Source organism: Sedimentibacter saalensis, assembly GCF_007830175.1.
Classification (GTDB): domain Bacteria; phylum Bacillota; class Clostridia; order Tissierellales; family Sedimentibacteraceae; genus Sedimentibacter; species Sedimentibacter saalensis.
Map to the genome: position 1 here is coordinate 69,049 of NZ_VLKH01000001.1, position 25,875 is coordinate 94,923.

Here is a 25,875-nt window from a genome sequence, read left to right on the forward strand (position 1 = left end):
ATTTAAGCATTATTTTCTGGATTTCTCAAAACTATTTTACAAAAATCATTTCCTTTTATTTGATCTCCATTTTTAAATGTGACGTTTTTCATTTTAATAGCATAGCTAAAGTCAATAATTAAGTTTTCTTCTTTAATAGGCTTATTTTCATTCTTAATTCCAATTGGCATAAGATAATATCCTGTTTTATTTACTGTAAGACTTTTAAACATGTCACGATTATAAGAACCATTCATTTCATCCATCCATTGGTATCTACTTACAGTAGTTAATAGCAGTTCTTCTTGTTTTATTCCTGAGGTTATTGCTCTATTAATTGATTTATCTACATTAGGTCCTATGAATACAAAATAACCTTTACCATAATTACGCTCTTTACTCGTATACACCCAACACTCATTTGGAAATGGAGGAACAAGATAATCAACCTTTAAAAATTCATCCGCAAACTCCTCTCCTTTAGATAGTTTTTTCCACTCATTAAATATTTCTTTAGAAGCTGAATAATTACGGTAAAGTAATCCCAATACTGGAACATATCCAGGATAAAATAAATACAACATTCCTTTCCAACCAGCACTATTCCACTTATTCAAATCTATTGGCGAAGAGAAAAACATCGTTCTTCGCTCTTTTTCTGGAAGTGGTCTCAATTTTCCCAGCGGTGGTTTTTGAGCTTTATTAATGCCTCTCAATCTCCAATATAACTTGTTAGCTCCTTCTTTTTCTCCAACATTATAGTATGTAAATGCCTATAATGGAGTCAAAATATACTTTTCATCTGATTCTTCAAAGATAATTGGAATAAACTTTGTATTTTGAGAGGTTGCATCATAAATATGTTGGTATAGTATATTAACCTCCCAGGAAACACCTTTGCTACTATTACTTGAATAACATTTAAGATAATATGATTTACAGCATACTACCAACACATAATCTGCATTAGTTATTTGATTTTCCATCCAACGAGGCCAACCTTCAGCAGGCGATTCTACGTATAAATCTATATTAGCATCAATACCATCAGCACGTAAATTATTTGAAAACTCTAATATTTTGTTTTCATAATCAGCATTTTTATGACTATATGATATAAAAACTTTTGGGTGCTCTAACATATTTTTTAACTCCTCATTTTAACTTAATTATTCAACCCAATTGGAAAAATTCTTATATCCATCATCATCTACCCAGTCATAAATTGGGTAATTACTTGATAATCTATAAAACTTTCCTCTATTTTCTACAGAAGCTGTAGTATCTAAAATATAAGTATCCAAATCAGGATACTTAATCCATTTTCCATCTGTATACTCATATAAATAAAGATTTTTTCCATCATTGCTATATTGGTAACCAAGATAATATAATGGGTTTGGTCCTTTAGTTTTAATTCTACCGTATTTGTCCTTAATGCCATTTATATGTATACCTAGAATTTTATTGCCCTTTTGCATGCTTTTCATTATTTCATATTTAACCCACCTTCTATTGTAGGTTTGTGACCCTACTAGAACAGCTGTTACAGACGTGTTATTAAGTCCACTATTTATAAGCTTTTTAAGCGCTAAATCGCTTTGTTTTTTTGCATCTTCCCAAATAGATGCGTCAAAAAATCCAGCATCTTTTCTGTCTTTTTTTGTTAGCCAGTGATTTCTAACAACATTAGCTCTAAAATCAATAACATCATGGTAATGAAAACTAAAAAAAACTTGCTTTGCCATTTTAAGTTCCTCCTTGTTAATTTAAATCAAAAACATTTATCTGTCCTTCTACTGTCTCTACTTTTTTTATTTCAGTAAATTTTAATATGTCAAATACGCTTGCACCATTCTTTTTAAACTAATAAAGCAGGTAATCACTAACTAAACTATAATGCCATTTGCAACTCATTCTATCTTCTGCATTATGATTATTAATTTCATTTATCCAATCAGGTGCTGATTTTTTCTTTGCAATAACATTCGCAGTATCAGTATCTTTTTCAGCCTTTTTATTCCACAAGATAAATATCATTATCAGTTTTTATCATAAAATCTGGATAATATTTTGATATCATGCCATCTTTTCTTACATTAGTATCCAAAATCCCATTCCCCTTTTTATTTAACTAATATCTTACTAACTTATAATTACCCATCAAATTTTGTAAATTTATGTTATAATTATATATATTTCCATTTTATTATATATTAATTTACAAATTTTTACAACATACGTTTTACTTTCTATATTGCAAATAGAAATAAAGGAGGAGCCACATGCCCTACTACAAAATATCACCTTGGCCATTTAGAGAAGATGAAATCGTCACACTATATTGGATTTCTTCACCTATTACTGAAGAGAATGGTGTTAGAAATATGAATGTGCATTTTAAAACCGATAATGGATTTAAGACAATCAAATGTCCATGGGGACATTTGCCTTTATTACAGATTAGTTATAAATATAAAAATGGTAGAATAACTAATGAGTCTAATAACCTTGAAGAATTCTCAGTTTCTTATAACTACATTTATCATGCTGATGTTAGTACATGCTATAAAATACCTAAAGAATTATACCCATTAGTTCCTGCTGGCGTTGATATAAAAGAATTATGTTATAAATTTAAATACAATAATATTATATACTTCCTTGTATAGAAATAGTAAGATGTTTATATGCAAGCATTCCGCTTTTCTGTGAAAATTTGCTCTCTTCAGAGGATTTAGATGAATACGCTGAAGTTATATATGCCGATGATAATGAGATTAGCATAAGTTTTTATAATAATTTCCCTCCTAGCCTTTTTACTTATGGAAATATAACTGAATTTATATGGTTCACACAAGTTGATGAAATCAAAAAAGCTAGAGAGGAAATTAGAACAAAATATATAAAGAATAAATTAATTTATTCAAAAATTCCAAATATAAAAGGTTGTCGTATTATAGGCAAAGGAATAAAATATGATAACACGGTATTACTACTTAATATCAATGTTTTAAACTTAAGTTTTCCATATAAAAATGTAATAGCTACACATCCTGCTTACGTTAATTCAGTAGCAAACTCAAAAGATAATATTGACAAGAGTAAAATAAGTATTGAAGAGGAAATAAGCATAGGTGATAATAATAAAGGTGCTAGTAAAAGCAATCCATTAATAACAAATGATTTAAAATCATCAAAGAAATTTTCAACAAAAATTGTTATTGAAAAAGTAAAAAGAGATGCAGTTACAAGAAAATCTATTGCGAATAGTGAAAAAAGTGAAAATAAACCTACATTTACTACTCAGCCAGTTACTTTAGGAGCAAATGCCCAACCAGTCACATTTAATACTATAGGTGCTATAAATAATGTAACAGAATTAAATAAAAGTTTCGAGAATTTTTCTAAAACAATTAAAATTCTTCAAGATATATTTGGATATAAAATAGTTGATATGAAATGCATAAACCTTGAAGGAAACTCAATTTTTACCCTAACAACTGATGGTTCACCAAGGCAATGTGCGATTGTTAAAATATATCATAATTCAGAATTATTTTTTATTATTGAAATTAACATTGAAGACGGCTGGTCTTTATCCACTCTTGTTTTTACATGTACTAATAATAGTAAAACCGAATTAGATATTATCAATAATTTAATTAAAAACAGTGGGCATTGGAATACTGTTTGGCTTGAGAAATTCTTAAAAAATAAATATACAACCGTTAAACATTTTACGAAAAGAACCCCACACCATTGGAGTAATTTACTATCTAAGGCTATAGAAAAAATTGTTTCAAAAAATTAATTTGATATTAAAGTAATAAATTTTAGTTAATTTACTATGAAATTTTAATTAATTTCCGTGATAATAGGTTAACAAATTCCAATTTATCGTAGCAATAACCAGGAATAAATACACAGGCGGCCATTAAAAATCAAAAATAATATAAACATAATTTAAATACTTTGGCACAGAGAAGTCTGTGCCGTTGTGCGTTATAACAAAAAACTCCGCACAGCAGGAAATGTTTTAACCTGATTTATTTGTTATACTGAAATCACCACGTGGAAAGGAGAGTGCTCATGCATACATCAGACATCATAAAATCAAGCATTAACTATATTGAGCAAAATTTGAAAGCCGATATAAACGCCGAGGAGCTAGCGAACATGGCAGGCTATTCCGTATGGCATTATCATCGTCTGTTTGTACAATCTACGGGGATGTCCGTATCTGCCTATATCTGCAAGCTGCGGCTTAACCGGGCATTGAGTGAAATAGCCGGCGGTCGTCGTGCCATTGATGTGGCTTTGGAATATGGTTTTGATACCTATGCCGGATTTTACAAGGCGTTTGTACGAATGTACGGAGGCTCTCCGAAAAATTATCTGTCTAAATCGGAGGTTTCAGTTATGTTTACAGAAAAAGAATTGCGGGAAATTCTTGCAAATTGGGACGTACAGCAGGATTTGCCGATACTTGATGTTTACACCATGGATGGTACAAAGGTTTCAGGAAATGTGTGGTCGATAGGCGAGGATTATATCCTTAAAACAGGTAGCTGTAAAGGGATACTCGCGAATATGAAGGTGGCAAAAGCGCTGTCAGCGCAGGGATTCGTGTCATCAACGCCGATTCCTGTCAAATCCGGTGAAGAATATCTGGATAGAGAGCAAATTGTTATATTGACACGAGGCATCAAAGGTAATCCACTTTCTAAATTAGACCGTTTCGGTGAAAGCCGCCAGGAGTTCGGAAAAAAATACGGAGAGAGCATCGCACGGCTTCATAAGGCATTGACCGTGCTTGAATCTGAAATGCAGCCATATGAGCAGAATTTATATACTCATGTCACCGAATGGGCATTGCCGGAGGTCAAAAAACAAAATATACAATTCAACATGGGATTACCCGATACATTTTTCGAAGAATATGTCAATAATTTTGGTAGTTTGTTTGATAAGCTTCCTAAGCAGTTGATTCACCGCGATCCGAATCCTTCCAACATTCTGTTTGAGGGCGGCGAAGTGACAGGATTTATAGATTTTGACCTGAGTGAGCGTAATGTCCGTTTGTGGGATCCCTGTTATTGTGCTACAGGGATATTGAGTGAATGGCGTGGAGTTGACGATATATATGAAAAATGGCCTGATGTTCTGGAGGGTATCATACGCGGGTATGATAATGTGAATCCACTGACGTTTGATGAAAAGCAAGCAATATTTTATGTGATTTGTTCAATTCAAATGATTTGCGTAGCATACTTTGAAGGTGTAGACAAGTATAAAAAATTAGCTAACCCAAGCAGAGATATGTTAAAATTCATTTGGAAGAATGAAGTGCATATCCGGAAGGTTTTGGAACGAGCAACAAAAGCATAAAGAGTAATTAAGCAAGAGTATTGTCTTTAAATAATTTTAAAAGATAATACTCTTTTTATTGATTATTTAAATTGCATAAACAGAAGCTTGTGATAAATTTAAAATTGTTATTGAAAAATATTTTATAATCTAATACCATTTGGGATGAGAAAAAGATTGAAGGAGATTATAGAATTGAACGAGTTATACGATACGATTTTTAAAGGAAAGTCATTCGGAAGATTTAAAGATGCATTATTATAAGAAAGTCATTCAGAAGATTTAAAGATGCATTGACTCTTTCAGAATAATTAATATCTCTAGGTACTCTTGATGGATAAATATTATTATGACACATATCATAATAATATTTTGTATCCTTCAAAAAGTTTATTACTTTCCATTAAAACTTTATTATGTTTTATACAAACTAATGATCCTGAAGTTTAATGTTCTATACTCCAGTAACTTTCCCCATACTTTTTTATTTCTTCTTCCCGGCAAAATGTGCAAAACCTCATCCTTTTTCTTTGCTTCACTCCAGCTTGATAAGCTGCCATTATAATTAGATAAATATCCTCCTGATTTTCTTATATATTATTTATCTTATCTCTTAAAAGAATGATTTCAGTGGAATCTGCAGCTTCAATTAGTAAATCACTAGTAATTTCTTCACTTTGTCCATTTTCTCTATTAATTATATCTAATTGTTGTACTTTATCATATAATTTAACTGCATCTTCTCAATTATTGCTTCAGTTAAATTTAGTTTTTTTCGACCCGTAAAAAAAATACCTCACCTTAATTAAAATTATAACCAAGCAAGGTATGTGTCAATCATCAAATATATATTTTCACATTATTTGTTTTTTGTCATGTTATTTATTTTTTTGTCACAATATTTATTTTCCATCAACACTATTTCTTCTCTATCAGCAGCACTGTTTCTACGTGCGGTGTCTGAGGGAATAAATCTACGCACTGAACTTTTACTACCTTGTAGCCGTTGTCTATGAAGACTGGCAGGTCGTTTACCAGGGACGTTGGCTTGCATGAAATGTAGATGAAAGTTTCTGGCTTGTAGTCTATTATTTTTTGAATTGCTTTTGGATGAATTCCTTCTCTTGGAGGATCCAGGACTATTATATCCGGTTTATCCTGGAGCTCATCAATTTTTTTCAAGACGTCTCCTGCAATGAATGTGCAGTTGTCCAGACCGTTTAATTTTGCATTTTCATTTGCCTTTTCTACAGCTTCTTCTACTATTTCTATTCCTATAACCTTCTTGGCTGTTGGTGCTAAAATCTGACCTATTGTTCCTGTTCCCGAATAAAGGTCGAAAATTGTTTTGTCTTTTGTGGTTCCGATGAAATCTCTTGCAATTGAATATAATTTTTCTGCACCCAATGAATTTGTCTGAAAAAATGAAAATGATGAAATGTTGAAATGAAGTCCCAAGAGCTCTTCAGTTATTTTGTCTTCACCGTAAAGAATTTTCATTTCTTCTGCTCTTGCCACATCTGCCACACCGTCAAATATGGAATGTGCAATGCATTTTACCTTGCTCTTCAGGTTCATGCCAAGAACCAAGTCCACAAATTCCTGCTCGTTTAGTGTTCCCTGGCTTGTGGTGATCAGGTTTATTAAAATTTCTCCTGTTTTTTCTGTCTTTCTCACCAGCAAGTACCTTAAAAAGCCTATTTTTGATGTTTTGTGGTAGTATGTTTGACTATTTCCTTGGAAATAATCCAGTATTTGACATAAAATCTGTCGATAATCTTCATCGACAATTTGGCACCCTCTGGTGCTTATTATGCTGTGAAAGCTGTTTTTCTTGTGCATTCCCAAAGATAAAGGACCATCCTTTACTTCATCCCCAAATGAAAATTCCATCTTGTTTCTGTATTCCGTCTGTTTGGGGCTTGGAACTATGGGAAGGAATTCGTATGGTTCTTCAATAACGCTGTCTATTATTGACTTAACCTGTTCTTTTTTAAATTCAAGCTGCTTTTCATAAGGGATGTTCTGGTACGCACATCCGCCACAGACATTGAAATGTGAGCAGATGGGTTCTTGCTCATAGTCAGCGTTCTCTAAAATTTCGATTACTTTTGCTTCGGCACTGTCTTTTCTTGTTCGGCTTATTTTAGCCAGGACCTTTTGCCCGGGAAAAGCACCTTTAATCTTTATTGTTTTTCCCTGGAATGTTGCTTTACCGGTGTTGGGAAAATTCATTGCTTCTATTGTTACTTCAATTATATCGTTCTTTTTCATTTGTACTCCTGTATGTTCGTTTAATATTCCACTTCTTCCGGAGACGGTGTTTCATCATCTATCATAAGAGACATGTCTCCTCCTGTATCTTGAATTAATTTTTCAATCGGCATTTTTACATATTTTGCATATGCTGTTGCTGCAACAGTTCCGTCTTCTAAAAGAATTTCTCCTGTTCCTTCAAATATAAGCCTTGTGTTCCTTGTTATTCTTGCTGTTGCTTTTACTTGCTTGCTTAATGGAACGGGTTTTTTATACTTGATGTTAAGTTCCACCGTCACTCCCCATGCGCCAGGCTCAAGTATCATGATTGATCTTCCTATTACTTCATCCAGTATTGCTGATATTATTCCGCCGTGCATTCTGTCCGGATAGCTTTGATGTGTTGGAGTAGGAGTTGATATGGACATCAGTTCATTGTTTTCAAGTTCATAAAATTTTGTTTTCAAAGATTCATGGTTTTCAGTTCCGCATATGAAGCATCCCTTGCTGACCTGCTGTTTTCTTTTCACTTTATATTTCATTTCATTCCCTCTATTCTTTTAGCTGCTACTATATTACTACAGCATTATAAATCAGTCAAATTTTCATTCCGTAAAAAACGACTTAACCTTGCGGCCAAGTCGTTTGTAATTACAGTTCCAACAATCTTTCCGTCATGGCCTTTACAGCCATCAATGTAAATCCGCTGGGTCTCATGTTTGAATAGTCTCCAACATAGTGCAAAAGCCCGTAAGCCGGGAAACTTTGCCCTGACACCAAGTTTGAAGGTACAGGAACATTTGTCATTCCCATGTGCTGTCCGAAAATGTTGATTGCATTCAGGCACATGTCTCCTCCGCCTTGCCCGTTTGCACATGTGGAAAATGCAAACAGTTTTTTACCCCAGAAGGACGCTCCCGTCCAATAAGGAGAAAATGCATCCATGAAGGATTTCATTGCTCCTGATACATTTCCATAATATGTTGGAGAACCCATCAATATTATGTCTGAGTCCAGAAGCTTTTCAGGACTTGCTTCATCAATGCTGAGCATTTCATTTTTGTACTGCCCTGCTATAGTAAATTGTTTTGCAAGCTCTTCAAGATTTGGGTCATTAACCCTAAACATCTTAACTTCTGCACCTTGGCTTTCAAATTCCTTGTAAAATTCTTTTGCTATAAGAAAATTGTTGCCGCATACGCTGTGAAACACTATGGATACTTTTTTAGTCATTAGTCTTGCTCCTGATTTTACATCTTTTTAAATAGCTGTCATTTTCATCTGCAAACAAACAGCTTAAATAATCTTCGACTTCCACTGCATTTTCCAGATTCAGCGTGTTGGCAGCCACTTGTTCCATTTCCTTCTTCTTGAGCCCTCTTATAATATATCTGGACTTCAATACCGAAGGAGCATTCATGCTGAATTCATCAAGTCCCATTCCCAGAAATACAGGAATCAGTTTTGGGTCTCCTGCAGCTTCACCGCACATTCCAACCCATATTCCTGCCTTGTGTGCATTTTCTATAATGCTTTTTATAAGTCTCAATAAAGCAGGATGGTATTGGCTGTAAAGGTGCGACAATTTTGAATTCATTCTGTCAACTGCCAATGTATACTGAATAAGATCATTTGTTCCAATGCTGAAAAAGTCAACTTCTCTGGCCAGCATGTCGGATATTATGGCAGCCGACGGGATTTCAATCATTATTCCTATTTCTATGTTATCCCTGAAAGACTTGCCTTCTTTCTTAAGTTCTAATTTGGCCTCTTCCAAGATTTTCTTTGCATCCTTTAGTTCCTTCATGGTAGAAATCATAGGAAACATAATTTTCACGTTGCCGTAAATGCTTGCTCTTAAAATTGCCCTGAGCTGTGTTCTGAAAACATCTATGTTTCCCAGACAAAGCCTGATTGCTCTGTAGCCCAGGAAAGGATTCATTTCCTTTGGAATGTCAATATAGGGAACATTCTTGTCTCCGCCTATGTCAAGTGTCCTGATGATTACAGGCTTGTTGTTCATTCTTGAAAGAACTTCCTTGTATTCTTCAAATTGTTCGTCCTCAGTAGGAGACAGCTCTCTGTTCATGAAAATGAATTCGCTTCTGAAAAGGCCTATTCCTTCAGCGTCATTTTCCAGAACCATGTCTACATCCCTGGGTGTTCCTATATTTGCTGATAATGAAACTTCAAAACCATCCTTTGTCACTGTTGAAAGACCTATTTGTTTTTTTAGTTCATTGCCTACTTCTTCTTCTTTTTCTTTTTTCTGCGTGTAATATTTTAATTGTTTCTGATTTGGATTTATCAGGACTTTTCCTGATTTTCCGTCACAAATAACAAAATCATTTGGCTTAATTTTGTTTGTGATATTTTCAAGCCCTACAACAGTTGGAATTCCCATTATCCTTGCAATTATTGCTGCATGGGATGTCTTTCCTCCCATTTCGGTTATCATGGCAGCAACTTTGCTTTTATCTATCTGGGCAGTATCCGAAGGAGTCAGGTCCTTAGCTATGATTATGGAGTTTTCCTTTAACCTTGAATAATCCGTATTATTTATTCCAAGCAGGATTTTAATGACTCTTGTCATTACATCCCTGATATCATCTGCTCTTTCCCTTAAATATTCATCTTCTATATTTTCAAACAGCTTAATGTAAGTGTCTGATGTTTCATTGATGGCAAATTCAGCATTTATGTTTTCATTTTTAATTCTTACTTCAACATCTGATGAAAAAGTATCATCTTCAAGCATCATTTCGTGAGACTTGAAAATTTGTGCTTCTTTTTCGCCGACTTCTTCCAAGGTTTTTAAATATAGTTCATTTAATTGGTTCTTCCCGATTTCCAAGGCATTTCTAAGTCTTTTTATTTCTGAATCTGTGTCAATGACATGCTTTCTTTCTATGTTCATTGCTTTTTTATCAATAATAAAAGCATTTCCAATACCAATGCCTGGTGAGACTCCCAAACCTTTCATCTACTCACTACCTTTCAGCTTAGTAATAACCAATATTTACTCAATGTAAACATAAATCTAGGTACAAAAACAAACTCTTCACCCAATTTATATAATTATATTACTAAAAACAATTCATTGTCAATCAAAATACTGCAATTTCAACATTTTTTTGTGGTAATGTTTTCACCGTTGAAACTATGGATTTTCTTGTTTACTGTACAATGTATTAAATTTAAAAACAAAAACATTTCATTTAAATTACATTTATACTATAATTAAAAATGGCAGCTATGCTGTTATTGTAGGGGAAGACCTCGTGTCTTCCCGCATATAACAAAATTATTGAATTAATTATACGGGCGGATACAAGATGACGCCACTGAAAAAGTCTTTCCTGTCATCCTGAACGACAGTGAAGGATCTCATCTTTGTTGAAAACATGAGATTCTTCGGCTACGCCTCAGAATGACAGTGAATAAATATATAGTTTTTCAGTGGCCTCTACAAGATCTGCCCCTACAGTTTATCTATAGCCTGAGTTGCTGCGCAACTTGCAGATTGATGACAAAGTTGTTTCAATAATGTAGGAGGAGGGACTCTGTCCTCCCGAAAACAATTGAATTAATAACACCGGACGGACAGTAGTCCGCCCCTACGGTTTGAAAAATAAACAAATGTTTTTGCAATTAAATTATTAATGAGGAGTATCATGATGAAGACAATACAGTGCAAAAATTTAATATTCAACAGCGGCTTGCCTAAAATATGCATCCCTCTTACAGGAAAAAATATAACCAGCATACTTGATGAAATTAATGATTTAAATCAAGTTGATCATGACCTGGCAGAACTGCGTATTGATTTTTATGAAGATGTGGATGATTTTTCAAAGGTAGTTGATCTTCTTAAAAAAATCAGAGAAATATATTTTAAACCTCTTCTTTTTACATTCAGAACAAAAAAAGAAGGAGGGGTTCATGACATGTCTGAAGAAAACTATTTTGAACTCATACATATGGCAACGGACAGCGGGCTCATAGACATGGTAGATATTGAACTTTTCAGCCATGAGGAAAGTTTAAGGAAAGCCGTAGCTTTTGCTCATGAAAAACATATTAAAGTTGTTATGTCAAATCATGATTTTCATAAAACCCCTGACAAGGACGAAATTATAAAAAGACTTTTGAAAATGCAGGAAAACGGAGCTGACATTTCCAAAATTGCAGTGATGCCCACATGTGATGATGATGTCCTTGAACTTTTATCTGCCACCATGGAAGTAAAAAACAAGTACGGATTTCCATGTATAACCATGTCCATGGGAAGGCTGGGTGCCATCACAAGGTTGTCAGGAGAATTGTTCGGCTCATGTATGACATTTGCTGTTGTAAAAAACACTTCTGCTCCCGGGCAAATAAGTGCCGCAAAAGTCAAAGAGGTATTGGATTTACTGCACTTGGAGTGATAATAAATGGCTGATGCATCATGTGCATCAGCCATTACTTATTGTATCATTATTTGCTTGTTTTTTCTAATTTCATTCCTGTGTCGATTCCGTTTAAGTTGTGAACTTCAAAAGTGTCACTTGCTTTTTCAATTGAATCTGCCAAAGTTTCACTCTTGATGAAATCTTCAAATTCTTTAACGGCTTTGTCTATTTCTTCTGAACCGTTGTAGAATATTTTGATTCTGTCCATCATTTCATATCCGTTGTTCTTTCTCATCTGCTGAACCTTTGATATGAATTCTCTTGCATATCCTTCGTTGAGCAAATCTTCAGTAAGGAATGTGTCTATTATTGTGAACAGGTTGTTGCCTGTTGAAACATCATAGCCTTCCTTAGCAGAAATACGGATGTCTAATAATTCTTCATCGACTGAAACTTTTTCGCCGTTTACTTCAAGCTCGTATACCTTGCCTGACTGAACTGTTGAAATTATTTCAAGAGCATTTGATTTAGCCAATACTCCAGCAAATGCCTTAACATTTCCTCCAAGTCTTGGTCCTGCAACCTTGAAGTTTGGTTTCAGGGAGAAGTCCATAAATTCATTGAGGTCGTGTTCAAACACAACATCCTTTACATTCAGTTCTTCTTTGATTAACGGTACTAAATCTGAAATCAGCTTTTGATATTTTCCGTCTATATGGATTCTTCTTATTGGCTGTCTAACCTTGATTTTTGCATTTTCTCTCGATGCTCTTCCAAGTTTAACAAGATCCTTTACAAGGTCCATTCTCTCTTCAACATTTGCATCTATTAATTCTTCATGGTATTCAGGATAGTAGCTTAAATGCACTGATGGCTCGTTTGTAAGGTTTCTGTAGATTTCTTCTGACAGATACGGTGCAAAAGGTGCAGTAAGTTGTGCTATTCCTACCAATATTTCATAAGTTGTGTTGTAAACTGCTTTTTTATCTTCTGTAAGTTCAGGAACCCAGAATCTTCTTCTTGAACGTCTGATGTACCAGTTTGACAAATCTTCGTTCACGAAATCCTGAATTGCTCTAACTGTCTTGTTGTGGTCGTAAACAGCCATGCTTTCACGAACATATTTTACAAGGTTGTTGTACTTGGAGATTATCCATCTGTCAAGTTCAGGTCTGTCTTTGTATTCTACAAAGAATTCCTTTGGATTTATTGAATCTGTATTTGCATACAATGCAAAGAAAGTATAAACATTCTTAATTGTTCCAAAGAACTTGCTCAGCACTTCCTTGAGTCCGTCTTCGTCAAATTTTGTAGGTGACCATGCAGGTGATACAAACAACAAGTACCATCTCAAAGCATCAGCGCCGTATCTGTCGAACAAATCAAACGGGTCAACTGTGTTTCCTCTTGATTTGGACATCTTCTTACCGAATTTGTCAAGAACAAGGTCATTAACAAGAACTCTCTTGTATGGTGACTGTCCTCTCACATATGTTGATATGGCAATGAGCGAATAGAACCATCCTCTTGTCTGGTCTATTCCTTCGCAGATGAAGTCTGCAGGGAATAAATCTTCGAAGTTTTCCTTGTTTTCAAAAGGATAGTGCCACTGTGCATAAGGCATTGAACCTGAGTCAAACCAGCAGTCAATAACATCTTTAACTCTTGTCATATGCTTGCCGCATTTAGGGCATACAATATGGACATCGTCAACGTATGGTCTGTGAAGATCAATAGTGTTTTCATCTATTTCCTCAACAGCTTTTTCAGCCAGTTCTTTTCTTGAGCCTATGCTTTCAACATGACCGCAGTCGCATCTCCAAAGAGGAAGCGGAGTTCCCCAGTAACGGCTTCTTGATATAGCCCAGTCATTTAAGTTTTCAAGCCAGTTTCCAAAACGCTTTTCACCAACAAAATCAGGATACCATTCAACTGAGTTGTTGTTTTCTATAAGCTTATCTTTAAGGTTTGTCATCTTGATGTACCAGCTTGGTCTAGCATAGTACAACAGCGGTGTATGGCATCTCCAGCAGTGTGGATAGTTGTGAAGGAACGGTTCTTTTCTGAACAGTTTTCTGTTTTCTTTAAGCCATGCCAAAATTGGTGCATCTGCATCCATTACAAACATTTCTGACCAAGGTGTTCCTCTGAAACGTCCTGTGTCATCAACAGGATTTAATACAGCAAGATTGTATCTTGCGCCTGTGTTGTAGTCGTCTTCACCAAATGCAGGAGCAGTGTGTACTATTCCTGTACCGTCTTCTGTAGTTACATAATCAGCACAAGTCACAAAGAATGCTTTTTTACCTTCAGGAACATTTACAAATGGCATAAGCTGCTCATATTCCATGAACTCAAGGTCCTTGCCCTTCATTTCTTCAAGCACTTCATATTCTTCTTTTATTACTGCACTTGCCAAAGCTTTTGAAATATAATATACTTCGCCATTTTTGTCTTCTTTGTCCAGTGTTCTTACTTTAATGTAATCAACATCAGGATGCACTGTCAAAGCTACGTTTGACAAAAGTGTCCATGGTGTTGTTGTCCAAGCTAAGAAATATTCGTCTGCATCTTTTTTCTTGAACTTAACATATGCAGTCATTGTCTTGATTTCTTCATATCCCTGTGCTACTTCGTGGGATGCAAGACCTGTTCCGCATCTAGGGCAGTATGGAAGTATTTTGTGTCCTTCATACATGAGTCCGTCCTTGAACATGTTGTCAAGTATCCACCACTCTGATTCAATGTAATCATTGTTCAATGTGATGTAAGGATGGTCAAGGTCTATGAGGTAAGCCATACGCTCTGTCATCTGTCTCCACAGCCCTTCGTAAGTGAATACAGATTCACGGCATTTTTCGTTGAACTTATCTATACCGTAATTCTCTATGTCTGTTTTATCTTTAAGTCCTAATTGTTTTTCAACTTCTATTTCAACAGGAAGTCCGTGTGTATCCCATCCTGCTTTTCTGTTTACCTGGAAACCCTCCATTGTCTTGTATCGGCATACGGAGTCTTTCAGCGTTCTGGCAATTACATGGTGAATTCCAGGTCTGCCGTTTGCTGTAGGCGGTCCTTCATAAAAAATAAAAGGTTTACTGTCTTTTCTGGTTTCAACGCTTTTGTCCAAAAGATCAATTTCTTTCCAGTATTGTGATATCTCATGCTCATTTGTTTTATAATCGGCTTTTGATATGTCTTTAAATAACTTCATCTTTTCCTCCTGTGTTATATATTTTTTGTATTCTATTGCACCACGGCTATATTACATGCTGCGCAGTCTCATTCCCCAATATATTTGCTCCCTCCGGTCGCATATATTGGGAATTCGTTGTGGTAGGACTACCGCCATTTTCAGGAAAACCTCTGAAAATGGGGTTAGGGCATACACAAAAGTCCCATGTCTAAAAGACATGGGACGAAATCCGCGGTACCACCCAAATTACATATAAATAAATTAAATATGCATCTTGAAAATTTAACGCATTTATACGTAATTTCTTACTCATCTTCAGAAATTAAACTCGTGGATGATCTTCGCTGCATTCAGAATTACAATCTCCCACCATATGATTGTATCTCTTTGAGTCCTACTGCAGTTACTCTTCCAGTCACCGTCATTATTATTATTTTGTTTCTGTATTATGATATATTAAAATGTTTTTAAAGTCAAGGAATAAATTGACTTTTTTCTGAAAGAATAATTAAATATGAAATTCACAAATTAGGAGGATAATATGGAATATCCGAGGGATTCATACTGGCACAATACAGCCGGAAGCAAATCAAAAACATCCGAGAACAAAGACAGTCTTGAGGGTAAAAAATTTGACCTGCTGATAATAGGAGGAGGCCTTACAGGACTTACAACAGCATACCTGTTAAGAAACAGCGGCTTTAAAATAGGAATAATTGAAGCAACCAGTATAGGTTACGGAGTAACCGGTTATACAACTGCAAAAATAACAGTACAGCACAGCCTTATTTACGATTACCTTATAAATAGTCTTGGTTTGGATGAAGCTCAACAATATCTGAAAGCAAACCAGGAAGGCTTGAATCTGGTTAAAACAATAATCCAGGAAAACAACATAGACTGCGATTTCAAAGAACAGACAGCATATGTATATGCAGTGGATGAAAGTGAAGTAAAAGAAATAAAGACTGAATTTGAAGCTTACAAAAAACTAGGAATTGACAGTTATTATACTGAAAACACACCTCTTCCAAACAACGCCCTTGCTGCTGTAGGAGTGAAGAACCAGGGCCAGTTCAATCCCCTAAAATATCTGTACAAACTTTTAGACATAATAACAAAATCTGATTCCTGTGAAGTATATGAAAATGTAAGAGCCTTAAACATTGAGCCTCACAGCGAAGGCATTACCGTTGCAACCGAAAAAGGAAAAATTTATGCAGATAAAGTTGTTGTTGCATCCCACTATCCTTTTGATGACAGCTTCGGATTGTACTTTCTCAGGCTTTATCAGAGTAAATCATATATCATTGCTGCCAAAACCCATGAAGAACCATTTGAGGGTATGTACATAAATGTCAACGACCCAATTTATTCAATGCGCTATCAATTTTCAAACAAGGAAAATGTACTTCTTTTAAGCGGAGGCAATCACCGTGCAGGAGAAAAGGACAATGAGGAAGAATCTTACAAGGAGCTTGAAGATTTTCTGAATAAAAACTTCAAGAATGCAGATATAGTTTCTAAATGGTCCACCCAGGACTGCATGACCTATGACAAGATCCCTTACATCGGTCATTATTCAAATAGTTTTGAAAATCTGTACGTAGCAACCGGCTTCAAAAAATGGGGCATGTCTCATTCTGCTGCAGCAGCATTGATTCTGCGAAATAAAATTTTAAAAATTGATGATGACTATTCTGAGATTTTCAATCCTTCCAGATTCACCCCACTGCAGTCTTCAAAGGAATTTTTATCTTCTGTGAAAAGTATTGCTGCGGGATTCATGAAAAGAGTTGCAATTGTTCCCGATGAAATACTTGAAGTAAAGGAAGGGGAAGGAAAAATTGTGAACTACAACGGCAAAAAGGTTGGAGTTTACAAGGATGACAAGGGTGATTATTTTTGTATTAACCCTGTTTGTTCTCATCTTAAGTGCGGCGTTTCATTTAATGAGGCAGAAAAAACATGGGATTGCCAATGCCATGGCTCTAGATACGACATAAAGGGAAATATACTTGAAGGTCCAACAGTTAAGCCGCTGGATAAAGTGACGATAAATTTGAAATAGCAATAAATAAAAGCCGGGCGGACACTAGGTCCGCCCCTACGTGTTGAACATCATAGACAACATTTTGGCATATGTGACGAGGGGACGGGGTTGTTGTCATCTGACAAAATGACGAGATGCAGTAACCTTGTTCATATGACAACGGGCGGACACGAGGTCCGCCCCTACGTGTTGAATGTCGAATTTATTTTATAGCAAAGTTTATTTATTCGGGCACTTCCATTCCGTATATTTCGTACACATCTTTTGTGTACTTGTCTTCATTGTCATAAATATAAAGTGGTGGGTCAAATTTAAGTTCCGGATTACCGTTTTTTGATGCCCTTATTAGTACCATGTTTGGTTTTTCTGCTGCTCTTGGGTGAACAAAGCGGATTTGTTTAGGCTCAAGCCTGTATTTTCGAAGGAGGCAGATTATGTCAGCCAGTCGGTCCGGACGGTGCACCATGTAAAAACGTCCGTACTGCTTCAAAAGCATTGCGGCAGTTTTTATTACGTCTTCAAGAGAGCACTTTATTTCATGCCTTGAAATTGCTTTTTTGTCCGTTGGGTTAACAATGCCGCTGTTGCTCAGCTTGTAGGGCGGATTTGAAATTACAGCATCAAATGAATTGGGCTCTAAGTATTTCCCTGCATCGTTTAAATCAATGTTTAAAATTTCAATTTTATCCTGCAGATTGTTGAGCTCAACGCTTCTTCTTGCCATTTCTGCAACTTCTTCCTGAATTTCAACCGCATATGCCTTGGAATAATTTTTCTTTCCGCTTAAAAGTATGGGAATGATTCCTGTTCCGGTTCCCAAGTCCACAATTTTTGAATTGTTTTTAATGTCGCAGTAATTTGTGAGAAGCACAGCATCCATGCCAAAACAAAACCATTTTTTATTTTGAATGATTTTTAAGCCGTTGCATTGTAAATCCTCTATTTTTTCATCTTCATTGAGCAGTATGTCCATATTGATATTGAAACCTTTCATATATTATATAACGTCCATAATTTTCTATATTTAGCTTTTAATTCTTAATTCTTAACTCTTAATTCTTAATTAATAATCGCGCTGTCCAGTAATTTTTTTGTGTATTCTTCTGCAGGGTGAAGGAGAACATGTTTTGCCTCTCCTGCTTCAACAACAGCACCGTTTTGCATAACTATTATTGTGTCCGACATGTAATTTACAACTCCTATGTCGTGAGAAATGAAAATGTAGGCAATGTTAAGCTCTTTTTGAAGCTTTTTAAGCAAGTTAATTATTTGAGCTTGAATTGAAACATCAAGAGCTGAAACCGGTTCATCGCATATTATAACTTTTGGGCTTACAATGAGAGCTCTTGCTATTGCAGCCCTCTGACACTGTCCACCGCTTATTTCAGATGGATACTTGTTTTTGATGTTTAAATCAAGTCCAACCTTTGCAAGTATTTCATCTACCATCTTGTTTGCTTCTTTTTTATCTCTTGCTATGTTGAGAGTAAATAACGGCATGGAAATAATTTCGCCTATTTTATAGTTGGGGTCCATGGAACCTTGGGGATCCTGAAAAATAAACTGGACATTTCTTCTGTATTCCTTGTGCTCTTCGGCAGTCATTTCAGCAATATTTTTTCCGTAATAATAAACACTGCCATATGTGGGTTTTTGTAGCCCCCCAACAATTTCACCGGTTGTTGATTTACCGCTTCCCGATTCACCCACTATACCCAGAGTCTTTCCTTCTTCAACTATAAAATTCACACTTTTTACCGCAGCAACTTTTTCTTTCACTTTTCCGGTTAAAAAGTGCTTTTTCACTACATATTCTTTTCTTATATTCTTAGCTGTTATAACAGATTTGTTTTCTTCAATGCTCATAATTAGCCTCTTAATCTAAATTGCATCTGAAATAATGACCGTCCTCTTCATGATCCTTGACATAAGTCTCGCATATTTCCATTGCCTTAGGACACCTGTTTCTAAATAAACATCCTTTTGTGTCCCTTCCCTTTTCCTGCACATAACCCGGTATTTCTGCAAGGGGCTCTGTCTTTTTGATCTTCATGGTGGGAATTATGTCTATTAAAAGCTGAGTGTAGGGATGTTTTGGATTTTCAAACACTGATTTTGTTGTTCCTGACTCGACCACCACTCCTGCATACATGACAGCAAGGCTGTGGCTGTAGTTTTTAACCAGCCCCAAGTCGTGAGATATCAAAAGTATTGATATGTTAAGCTCGTCATTGATTGACCTGAACAGTTCCATAACTTGTTTCTGCACGGTGCTGTCCAGTGCAGTTGTAGGCTCGTCAGCCACAATGAGCTTAGGATCGTTCATGAGTGCCATTGCAATGTTAATTCGCTGTCTCATTCCTCCGCTCAGCTGCCAGGGGTAGTAGTTTAAAACCAACTTTGGATTTGAAAAACCTACCTTGCTGAGTATGCCTTCTGCTTTTAGAAGGGATTCTTTTTTATTGTTGTTTGTATGGTCAATAAAACCATCTGCAATCTGATTTTTAATTTTAATCATGGGATGAAGAAAAAAAACAGTATTTTGAGGAATATAGCCTGCATTTTTCCCAATGTGTGCTTTCTTTTCCCTTGTAGAAATTTCAAGCATATTTTTCCCTGCAACAATCATTTCATCAGCGCTGAAAATCAAATCATCAGGCAGAAGATTTATAAGTGACTTTGCTGTGAGAGTTTTCCCGGAACCTGATTCTCCAACCAGTCCGAAAATTTCTCCCTTTTCAATGTTCATGGATGAACTGCTCACAAGAGTATTGCCTTTTGAATCACTTACATGAAGGTTTTTCAATATTACAGTATTATCATTTATAATTTCATTCATCATGGCTCCTCCTGTTGATGAGCATGTCGTTTAATCCGTCTCCTATGAGATTGAATCCAAGAATTGTAATTATTATTGCTATTCCAGGAGCCACTGCAAGGTACGGATATGTTAGGAAGTACTGCCTTGATTCGCTGAGCATCAGTCCCCAGCTTGCATATGGCGGCTGAATTCCAAGACCAAGAAATGAAAGTGATGTTTCTATCATAACAGCAGAGCCTATGGCAGAGCTGTACTGAGTTACAAGCTTGGGCAGCATGGCAGGAACAAAGTGCTTGAAGAATATTTTACTGTTTGTTGTTCCATAGCTTTTTGCAGCCTTTATATACAGAAGATTTTCCGTATCAAGTATCATTGAATACACAAGCCTTGCAAAAACAGGAATCATGAAAATTGCTATGGCTATGATGGAACCCTTAAGACCTTTTCCAGCCACTGTAACAATCATAAGTGCAAGAAGAATACCCGGAAATGACATGAGCCCGTCCATAATTCGCATGATAACAGAGCTTGCTGCTTTTTTTAACATTGCAGCAACAGCTCCCAATGCTATGCCAAATGTGGTTCCAAGGGTTACAGATCCTATCCCCACAAGCAGCACATTTCTCGAGCCGTACATTAATCTGCTGAGGATATCCCTTCCGAAGTTATCTGTACCAAGAATGTGTTCGGAATCGAAGTCAGGCTTTAAAAAGCGCTCTGATATATTCATTTCATTTGGAGGGTACGGCATGTATACAAATGACAACCCCCACATTGCTAAAACAAGCAAAATTAATATGATACCTGTTGCGATGCTCAAATTTTTTTTCATTTATTTATTATTCTCCCCGCTGAAAGGATTTTATTCTAGGATTTATAAACATTATCAGCACATCCACCGCCAATGTGATGAAGATTACCATTGCTGTAATAAACATCACAAGGCCTTGGAGAAGAACAATGTCTCTGTGCTCCACGGCACTCAAAACCAGACGGCCCAATCCTGGCAGTGAAAAAATAGTCTCAACCACGACGGTTCCTCCTGCAAGTTTTGCAAACTGCATTCCAATAATTGTAAGCGGTGCAACGAGAGCTCCCCTCAACGCATATTTAACATAAACTTTTCGTGCCCCAAGCCCTTTTACTTTTGCCATGTCCATGTAGTCCTGATTCAATGAATCAAGCATGGAGCTTCTTACAATTCTTAACAGTGTACCTGTTTCTCCTATTGCAAGAACCACAGAAGGAAGTGTTATGCTTTTTATGAATCCTGCAAAGTTATCACTGAGCGGAACAAATCCCGATACAGGAAACAATTTAAGCTTAAGACCGAAATAAACAATAAAAACCATTCCTATCCAAAAGGAAGGAATGGCTGTTCCAAGCTGCATGATGCTTCTTGAAAAATAATCTATGATGCTGTTCTTTTTAATTGCCGATAGCATTCCAAACAAGAACGCCAAAAAAACAGCAATAATCATGGCAAATACAGATATGGAAAGAGTAACAGGAAGACTGCCTGTAATCAATGATTTCACAGACTCCCCGTACACATAGGATGTTCCCATGTCAAGATGAAGAAGGTCATTAAGCCATCCAAGATACTGCTGGTAAAGGGGCCTGTCCAGACCCATGGCTGCATGAAGTTCCTGAACCATTTCCGGAGTTGCTTCAGTTCCCAGAATAAGCTGGGCAGGGTCCCCCGGAATGATCATTAATACAGCAAATGTTATGATTGAAACAACCAGCAACACAACAACCGAGCTTTTGACTCTGTCTAAAACATACCTTAACATAAATTCACCCCGTTACATACCTTACTCTGCAAAGCTCACTGTGCTGAAGTCATAAACGTCTATTGGGAATATTTCCATACCCTGCACGTCTTTCTGAAGAGCAAGCATTGTTCGCGGTGTCTGCAGATAGATAGCAGGAAGTTTCTCAGCCAATATCACTTGTATTTGTTTATATATTTCTTTTCTCTTGCTCTCATCAAGTTCCTTAAGAGCATCAGCAAGAAGCTGGTCTACCTCGCCTGTTTTCAGACTTATATAATCATTGCTGTCGGATTTGTATCTTGCCAGGAACGCATATGAATCAAGTCTTCCTGTGTGTCCTACAACAGTTGTATCGAATTTCTTTGCTGTGTAAACATCGCTCAGCCATGTTCCCCATTCAACAATTTCAATTTTTACATTTATGCCGATTTTTCCTAGCTGATCTGCAATAACCTGACCTGCATCAACGTGAAGCTGATAATTTTTAGGAAGAGTCATATTTATGTCAAATCCGTTTTCATATCCTGCTTCTTTCAAAAGTTCCTTAGCCTTTTCAGGATTGTATTCAATCATGTTGTTTGTGTCGTAGTAATCAGGTGAAGTTGGCGGAAGATGTGAACCTATTTTGTCGCCGTAGCCGAACATGGAAGCTTCAATCACTTCATCTTTGTTTATTGCTATGGCCATTGCCTGTCTTACCTTTTCATTTTTCAGGATTTCATTGTCAGTGTTGATTGACAATATCTGCACAGCATTCATTGGCTCTGAAATAACCTGGTAAGCTTCATTGTTTTCAACCATTGTTACCTGGTCTCCGGTAAGAGGAATTATGTCCAGGTCTCCAACCTGGAAGCTTGCCATCATGCTTGTGGCATCAGGTATCAAAACAAGCTTCACTGTTTCCAGTTTTGCTTTTTCACCGAAATAATTGTCATTTCTTTCAAGAGTCAAATTCTGTTGAGGATTCCATTCTTTCAGTTTAAAGGCGCCTGTTCCCACGGGAGCAGTTTTTAAATTATCAGCTGCTTCTTCAGGAACAATTGCAGTCCACGGGTATGCAAATCTTTTTAACAGTTCCACATCCAGTGTTTCAGTTGTAAATTTTATATTATAGTCATCGACAGTTTCTATTTTAACTATATTGTCATAATCTTTTGCTTTTGGGCTTTCTGCATCTTTAAGTCTGTTGAAAGAATATTCAACATCCTTTGCAGTCATCTGTCTTCCGTTGTGGAAATAAACATCATCTCTCAATGTGAATGTAATTTCCATGCCATTTTCGGAAACATTCCATTCCTTTGCAAGTCTTGGGGTGATTTCCCAGTCAGATGTTACAGATACCAATGTATCATAAATGTTGTTAGTTACGGAGAATGTTGAGGCCGCTGCAGTTCTTTGAGGGTCAAGGCCTTCCGGTTCAGTGGTGTATCCCATTGTCAAGCCGGTCTTGGCAGCTGTTTGTGGCTCTTTAGGAGTGTTTTCTTGATTGGAGCATGCAGAAATGCTAAACAGCATAACGGCAGCTAATAAAAAAGCTATTATTCTTTTCATTTTTTTATCCTTTCAGTTAATAAAATTTAAAAATATCTTTTACTGAAAATCAAATTAAACGCTTTGTTTTCACCTTTTATTATCAAATCATGAGTATCTGTAATAAGTCTTGAAAGCTGCGCTGTAATCTGATTAAAATCAAATACATTTATGTTTAACACATATCATTTGAAATGTCAATAGATTGACATAATTTAACGGACATATGCAGGATTTTTTTCGACAAAAAATGTCATGTACTCAAATGTTTATATGCACCGGAAATGATACAACAGGTTTTATACATTAAATTTAGCACGTTGTAAAAAAATGCAAATCATGATATTATATTAGTTGCATTATTGATTTATATGAAATCGAGGTGGATTATGAACCCAAGCAGAAAAAAACTTAAGGAAATGCAGCAAAAAAAATGGTGGAGCTATGCTCTGCTGGCAGCAGGAATGTTTGTTTTCACGGAAGGCTGCACAATTTTAAGAACAAATATGGAATACGCCTTGCCTGCAATTGTATTCAGCTTGTTTATGCACTCAAGCAGCATGAAGGACTTAGGAAAAAGATTGTTGAAGCATGAACCCGGAAGTGCTGCAAACATTGCCATGTTGCTGGTTCTTCTATTTACAGCTGTAACAAGTTATATGAGAGAAATCACACTTTCAGCAATTTTTATCATGAATGTTTCAGCAGTGCTGGTATTTTTAATTGTAGCAGCTGCTTCAAAATTCATTAAAAAGCAATAATAAGGAGCATATATGGTTAAAAGATTTATATCATACTACAAACCCGTAAAAAAAATATTTATTATCGACATGGTCTGCGCATTTGTAATGGCTGTGTGCGATTTGTTTTATCCAATGATAACAAGGAACATAATCAACATTTATGTTCCAAACCAGCAGTTCAACCTCATGGTAACATGGCTGGTGGCTTTAGGGCTTATTTATCTGTTGAAGGTGGGGCTTAACTACTACATTACATACTATGGTCACATAATGGGAGTCATAATGCAGGCAAATATGAGAAAAGACATTTTCGAGCACCTGCAGGACCTTCCTTTTGTGTTCTTTGATGAAAACAAAACAGGCAGCCTAACTTCCAGAATAATAAACGACCTTATGGAAGTGTCTGAACTGGCACACCACGGTCCTGAGGATTTGTTCATTTCCCTCATAATGCTGGTGGGGAGCTTCGTAATGCTTAGCACCATAAATTTCCCTCTTGCTCTCATAGTATTTTCAGTTGTTCCGTTTTTGATTTTAATTGTAATGAAGCTTAGAATCAGAATGTCGGACACATTTCTTGAAACAAGGGAAACAATCGGTGAAGTAAATGCCACAATTGAAAACAGCATTTCAGGCATAAGAGTATCAAAGGCTTTCAGCAACAAACAAAATGAAATTGATAAATTTGAAAACAACAACCACAAATTCCAGACTGCAAGAAAAAAAGCTTACAAGGTAATGGCTGAATTTCACGTGAGTTCTTCATTTGTAATTGACTTTTTAAACATTCTTGTATTAAGCGCCGGAGGGATTTTCTTCTTCAAGGGATGGATAAACTTTGGAGATTTTGCAGCTTTCATATTGTACATAAGCAACTTCCTCAATCCCATAAGAAAACTCATAAACTTCGTTGAGCAGTACCAGTCAGGCATTTCAGGATTCAAGAGATTTACTGAGGTAATGGATGCTGAAATAGAAAAAGACGAACCAGGTGCAGCAGACATTGAAAAAGTCATAGGAGACATACAGTTCAACGATGTGACTTTCTCATACGGAGACGACAAGGAAATATTAAAGGACATCTCATTCAAAATCGATGCAGGCAAGACTGTTGCTTTCGTTGGACCTTCCGGAGGAGGAAAGACAACACTGTGTCACCTCATACCTCGTTTTTATGAAACAGAAGAAGGTACTATTTCCATAGACAACAAAGACATCAAGGATTTCACCCGCAAATCTCTCAGAAAAAGCATTGGAATTGTTCAGCAGGATGTGTTCCTTTTCACAGGAACAATTTATGACAACATACTATGCGGGAAACTTGATGCAACAGACGAAGAAATTCAGCATGCAGCAAAAATGGCCAACATCCACGATTTCATCATGGACCTTCCCGATGGTTACAACACTTATGTAGGAGAAAGAGGTGTGAAACTTTCCGGGGGACAAAAACAAAGAATTTCAATAGCCCGTGTATTTTTGAAAAATCCGCCAATACTTATACTTGATGAAGCAACATCTGCATTAGACAATGCAACAGAACTTCTTATACAAAATTCTCTTGAGGAACTGTCAAAGGGAAGAACAACTGTTGTTGTTGCACACAGGCTTTCAACCATTAAAAATGCAGATGAAATAATTGTCTTAACAGACAAGGGAATTCAGGAAAAAGGAAGACACGAGGATTTAATCAAAGCAGAAGGCATTTATGCGGAACTTTATAATTCTCAGTTTAAAAACCTGGCTTAGGAGGTT

Annotated in this window: 21 protein-coding genes and 1 other annotated feature; of the genes, 7 read left to right on the plus strand and 14 right to left on the minus strand. The window is 36.1% G+C overall.

Going from position 1 to position 25,875, the window contains the following annotated elements:
• Nucleotides 1-2: 2 nt before the first annotated feature.
• The 3 genes from LY60_RS00325 to thsB are packed head-to-tail and all read right to left on the minus strand — an operon-like array spanning nucleotide 3 to nucleotide 1,727.
• Nucleotides 3-695, minus strand: coding sequence for a hypothetical protein (locus tag LY60_RS00325; protein ID WP_145078405.1), 693 nt, complete (start codon nucleotides 693-695; stop codon nucleotides 3-5).
• Nucleotides 696-752: 57 nt separating this feature from the next.
• Nucleotides 753-1,121: a toll/interleukin-1 receptor domain-containing protein gene (locus LY60_RS00330; protein ID WP_145078408.1), complete on the minus strand. Its 369-nt coding sequence runs from the start codon at nucleotides 1,119-1,121 to the stop codon at nucleotides 753-755.
• A 27-nt stretch (nucleotides 1,122-1,148) separates the two neighbouring features.
• Complete coding sequence (gene thsB / locus LY60_RS00335; protein ID WP_145078411.1) at nucleotides 1,149-1,727, minus strand: Thoeris anti-phage system ThsA activator ThsB; 579 nt, start codon at nucleotides 1,725-1,727, stop codon at nucleotides 1,149-1,151.
• A 537-nt stretch (nucleotides 1,728-2,264) separates the two neighbouring features.
• On the opposite strand from thsB, the gene LY60_RS00340 reads away from it, so the two are divergent.
• The 3 genes from LY60_RS00340 (at nucleotide 2,265) to LY60_RS00350 (ending at nucleotide 5,370) form a co-directional block, all read left to right on the plus strand.
• Complete coding sequence (locus LY60_RS00340) at nucleotides 2,265-2,651, plus strand: hypothetical protein (protein ID WP_145078414.1); 387 nt, start codon at nucleotides 2,265-2,267, stop codon at nucleotides 2,649-2,651.
• Between the two features lie 47 nt (nucleotides 2,652-2,698).
• A complete protein-coding gene (locus LY60_RS00345) occupies nucleotides 2,699-3,793 on the plus strand; it encodes a Tn7-like element transposition protein TnsE (protein ID WP_145078417.1) in 1,095 nt (364 codons plus the stop codon).
• A gap of 278 nt (nucleotides 3,794-4,071) precedes the next feature.
• Nucleotides 4,072-5,370, plus strand: coding sequence for a helix-turn-helix domain-containing protein (locus tag LY60_RS00350; protein ID WP_145078420.1), 1,299 nt, complete (start codon nucleotides 4,072-4,074; stop codon nucleotides 5,368-5,370).
• An 897-nt stretch (nucleotides 5,371-6,267) separates the two neighbouring features.
• Here the strand turns inward: LY60_RS00350 and rlmD are convergent.
• From rlmD to ptsP, 4 genes are all read right to left on the minus strand, one after another.
• The gene (gene rlmD, locus LY60_RS00355; RefSeq protein WP_145078423.1) at nucleotides 6,268-7,623 is read right to left on the minus strand and encodes a 23S rRNA (uracil(1939)-C(5))-methyltransferase RlmD; all 1,356 of its coding nucleotides are present in this window, start codon (nucleotides 7,621-7,623) and stop codon (nucleotides 6,268-6,270) included.
• Between the two features lie 20 nt (nucleotides 7,624-7,643).
• Nucleotides 7,644-8,147, minus strand: a complete 504-nt coding sequence (locus LY60_RS00360) for a PaaI family thioesterase (protein ID WP_145078426.1) — start codon at nucleotides 8,145-8,147, stop codon at nucleotides 7,644-7,646.
• A 109-nt stretch (nucleotides 8,148-8,256) separates the two neighbouring features.
• The gene (locus LY60_RS00365; RefSeq protein ID WP_145078430.1) at nucleotides 8,257-8,838 is read right to left on the minus strand and encodes a flavodoxin family protein; all 582 of its coding nucleotides are present in this window, start codon (nucleotides 8,836-8,838) and stop codon (nucleotides 8,257-8,259) included.
• Complete coding sequence (ptsP, locus tag LY60_RS00370; RefSeq protein ID WP_145078433.1) at nucleotides 8,831-10,588, minus strand: phosphoenolpyruvate--protein phosphotransferase; 1,758 nt, start codon at nucleotides 10,586-10,588, stop codon at nucleotides 8,831-8,833. The genes LY60_RS00365 and ptsP overlap by 8 nt, the downstream gene beginning before the upstream one ends.
• Before the next feature lie 691 nt (nucleotides 10,589-11,279).
• Here ptsP and aroD point away from each other — a divergent pair.
• Complete coding sequence (gene aroD / locus LY60_RS00375; protein ID WP_342783516.1) at nucleotides 11,280-12,035, plus strand: type I 3-dehydroquinate dehydratase; 756 nt, start codon at nucleotides 11,280-11,282, stop codon at nucleotides 12,033-12,035.
• A 49-nt stretch (nucleotides 12,036-12,084) separates the two neighbouring features.
• Here aroD and ileS read toward each other — a convergent pair whose 3' ends face one another.
• Nucleotides 12,085-15,213, minus strand: coding sequence for an isoleucine--tRNA ligase (gene ileS / locus LY60_RS00380; RefSeq protein WP_145078435.1), 3,129 nt, complete (start codon nucleotides 15,211-15,213; stop codon nucleotides 12,085-12,087).
• A 197-nt stretch (nucleotides 15,214-15,410) separates the two neighbouring features.
• Nucleotides 15,411-15,623 (minus strand) — a binding site (T-box leader).
• A 113-nt stretch (nucleotides 15,624-15,736) separates the two neighbouring features.
• Between ileS and LY60_RS00385 the strand changes: the two genes are divergently transcribed.
• Nucleotides 15,737-17,266, plus strand: a complete 1,530-nt coding sequence (locus LY60_RS00385) for an FAD-dependent oxidoreductase (RefSeq protein ID WP_145078438.1) — start codon at nucleotides 15,737-15,739, stop codon at nucleotides 17,264-17,266.
• Between the two features lie 205 nt (nucleotides 17,267-17,471).
• Here LY60_RS00385 and LY60_RS00390 read toward each other — a convergent pair whose 3' ends face one another.
• The 6 genes from LY60_RS00390 to LY60_RS00415 all read right to left on the minus strand — a co-directional run bounded on the left by LY60_RS00390 (nucleotide 17,472) and on the right by LY60_RS00415 (nucleotide 23,398).
• Complete coding sequence (locus tag LY60_RS00390) at nucleotides 17,472-18,242, minus strand: tRNA1(Val) (adenine(37)-N6)-methyltransferase (RefSeq protein ID WP_246145328.1); 771 nt, start codon at nucleotides 18,240-18,242, stop codon at nucleotides 17,472-17,474.
• Nucleotides 18,243-18,307: 65 nt separating this feature from the next.
• Nucleotides 18,308-19,114, minus strand: a complete 807-nt coding sequence (locus tag LY60_RS00395) for an ABC transporter ATP-binding protein (RefSeq protein ID WP_145078441.1) — start codon at nucleotides 19,112-19,114, stop codon at nucleotides 18,308-18,310.
• A gap of 10 nt (nucleotides 19,115-19,124) precedes the next feature.
• Complete coding sequence (locus LY60_RS00400; protein WP_212633430.1) at nucleotides 19,125-20,087, minus strand: ABC transporter ATP-binding protein; 963 nt, start codon at nucleotides 20,085-20,087, stop codon at nucleotides 19,125-19,127.
• A complete protein-coding gene (locus LY60_RS00405) occupies nucleotides 20,080-20,901 on the minus strand; it encodes an ABC transporter permease (protein WP_019228692.1) in 822 nt (273 codons plus the stop codon). Before LY60_RS00405 ends, LY60_RS00400 begins: the two co-directional genes overlap by 8 nt.
• 7 nt (nucleotides 20,902-20,908) lie before the next feature.
• On the minus strand, nucleotides 20,909-21,865 hold the full coding sequence (locus LY60_RS00410; protein ID WP_145078447.1) for an ABC transporter permease: 957 nt from the start codon (nucleotides 21,863-21,865) through the stop codon (nucleotides 20,909-20,911).
• 21 nt (nucleotides 21,866-21,886) lie between these two features.
• The gene (locus LY60_RS00415) at nucleotides 21,887-23,398 is read right to left on the minus strand and encodes an ABC transporter substrate-binding protein (protein ID WP_145078450.1); all 1,512 of its coding nucleotides are present in this window, start codon (nucleotides 23,396-23,398) and stop codon (nucleotides 21,887-21,889) included.
• Nucleotides 23,399-23,766: 368 nt separating this feature from the next.
• On the opposite strand from LY60_RS00415, the gene LY60_RS00420 reads away from it, so the two are divergent.
• A complete protein-coding gene (locus tag LY60_RS00420) occupies nucleotides 23,767-24,138 on the plus strand; it encodes a hypothetical protein (RefSeq protein WP_145078453.1) in 372 nt (123 codons plus the stop codon).
• Between the two features lie 12 nt (nucleotides 24,139-24,150).
• Entirely contained in the window at nucleotides 24,151-25,869 is a 1,719-nt protein-coding gene (locus LY60_RS00425; protein ID WP_145078456.1) for an ABC transporter ATP-binding protein, read from the plus strand.
• The last annotated feature ends 6 nt before the right edge of the window (nucleotides 25,870-25,875 follow it).

Coding starts and splice junctions, on each gene's coding strand:
- LY60_RS00330 (WP_145078408.1), bottom strand. CDS start 1,121: ATGTTAGAGCACCCAAAAGTTTTTATATCATATAGTCATAAAAATGCT.
- thsB (WP_145078411.1), bottom strand. CDS start 1,727: ATGGCAAAGCAAGTTTTTTTTAGTTTTCATTACCATGATGTTATTGAT.
- LY60_RS00340 (WP_145078414.1), top strand. CDS start 2,265: ATGCCCTACTACAAAATATCACCTTGGCCATTTAGAGAAGATGAAATC.
- LY60_RS00350 (WP_145078420.1), top strand. CDS start 4,072: ATGCATACATCAGACATCATAAAATCAAGCATTAACTATATTGAGCAA.
- rlmD (WP_145078423.1), bottom strand. CDS start 7,623: ATGAAAAAGAACGATATAATTGAAGTAACAATAGAAGCAATGAATTTT.
- LY60_RS00360 (WP_145078426.1), bottom strand. CDS start 8,147: ATGAAATATAAAGTGAAAAGAAAACAGCAGGTCAGCAAGGGATGCTTC.
- LY60_RS00365 (WP_145078430.1), bottom strand. CDS start 8,838: ATGACTAAAAAAGTATCCATAGTGTTTCACAGCGTATGCGGCAACAAT.
- ptsP (WP_145078433.1), bottom strand. CDS start 10,588: ATGAAAGGTTTGGGAGTCTCACCAGGCATTGGTATTGGAAATGCTTTT.
- aroD (WP_342783516.1), top strand. CDS start 11,280: ATGATGAAGACAATACAGTGCAAAAATTTAATATTCAACAGCGGCTTG.
- ileS (WP_145078435.1), bottom strand. CDS start 15,213: ATGAAGTTATTTAAAGACATATCAAAAGCCGATTATAAAACAAATGAG.
- LY60_RS00385 (WP_145078438.1), top strand. CDS start 15,737: ATGGAATATCCGAGGGATTCATACTGGCACAATACAGCCGGAAGCAAA.
- LY60_RS00390 (WP_246145328.1), bottom strand. CDS start 18,242: ATGAAAGGTTTCAATATCAATATGGACATACTGCTCAATGAAGATGAA.
- LY60_RS00395 (WP_145078441.1), bottom strand. CDS start 19,114: ATGAGCATTGAAGAAAACAAATCTGTTATAACAGCTAAGAATATAAGA.
- LY60_RS00400 (WP_212633430.1), bottom strand. CDS start 20,087: ATGAATGAAATTATAAATGATAATACTGTAATATTGAAAAACCTTCAT.
- LY60_RS00405 (WP_019228692.1), bottom strand. CDS start 20,901: ATGAAAAAAAATTTGAGCATCGCAACAGGTATCATATTAATTTTGCTT.
- LY60_RS00410 (WP_145078447.1), bottom strand. CDS start 21,865: ATGTTAAGGTATGTTTTAGACAGAGTCAAAAGCTCGGTTGTTGTGTTG.
- LY60_RS00415 (WP_145078450.1), bottom strand. CDS start 23,398: ATGAAAAGAATAATAGCTTTTTTATTAGCTGCCGTTATGCTGTTTAGC.
- LY60_RS00420 (WP_145078453.1), top strand. CDS start 23,767: ATGAACCCAAGCAGAAAAAAACTTAAGGAAATGCAGCAAAAAAAATGG.
- LY60_RS00425 (WP_145078456.1), top strand. CDS start 24,151: ATGGTTAAAAGATTTATATCATACTACAAACCCGTAAAAAAAATATTT.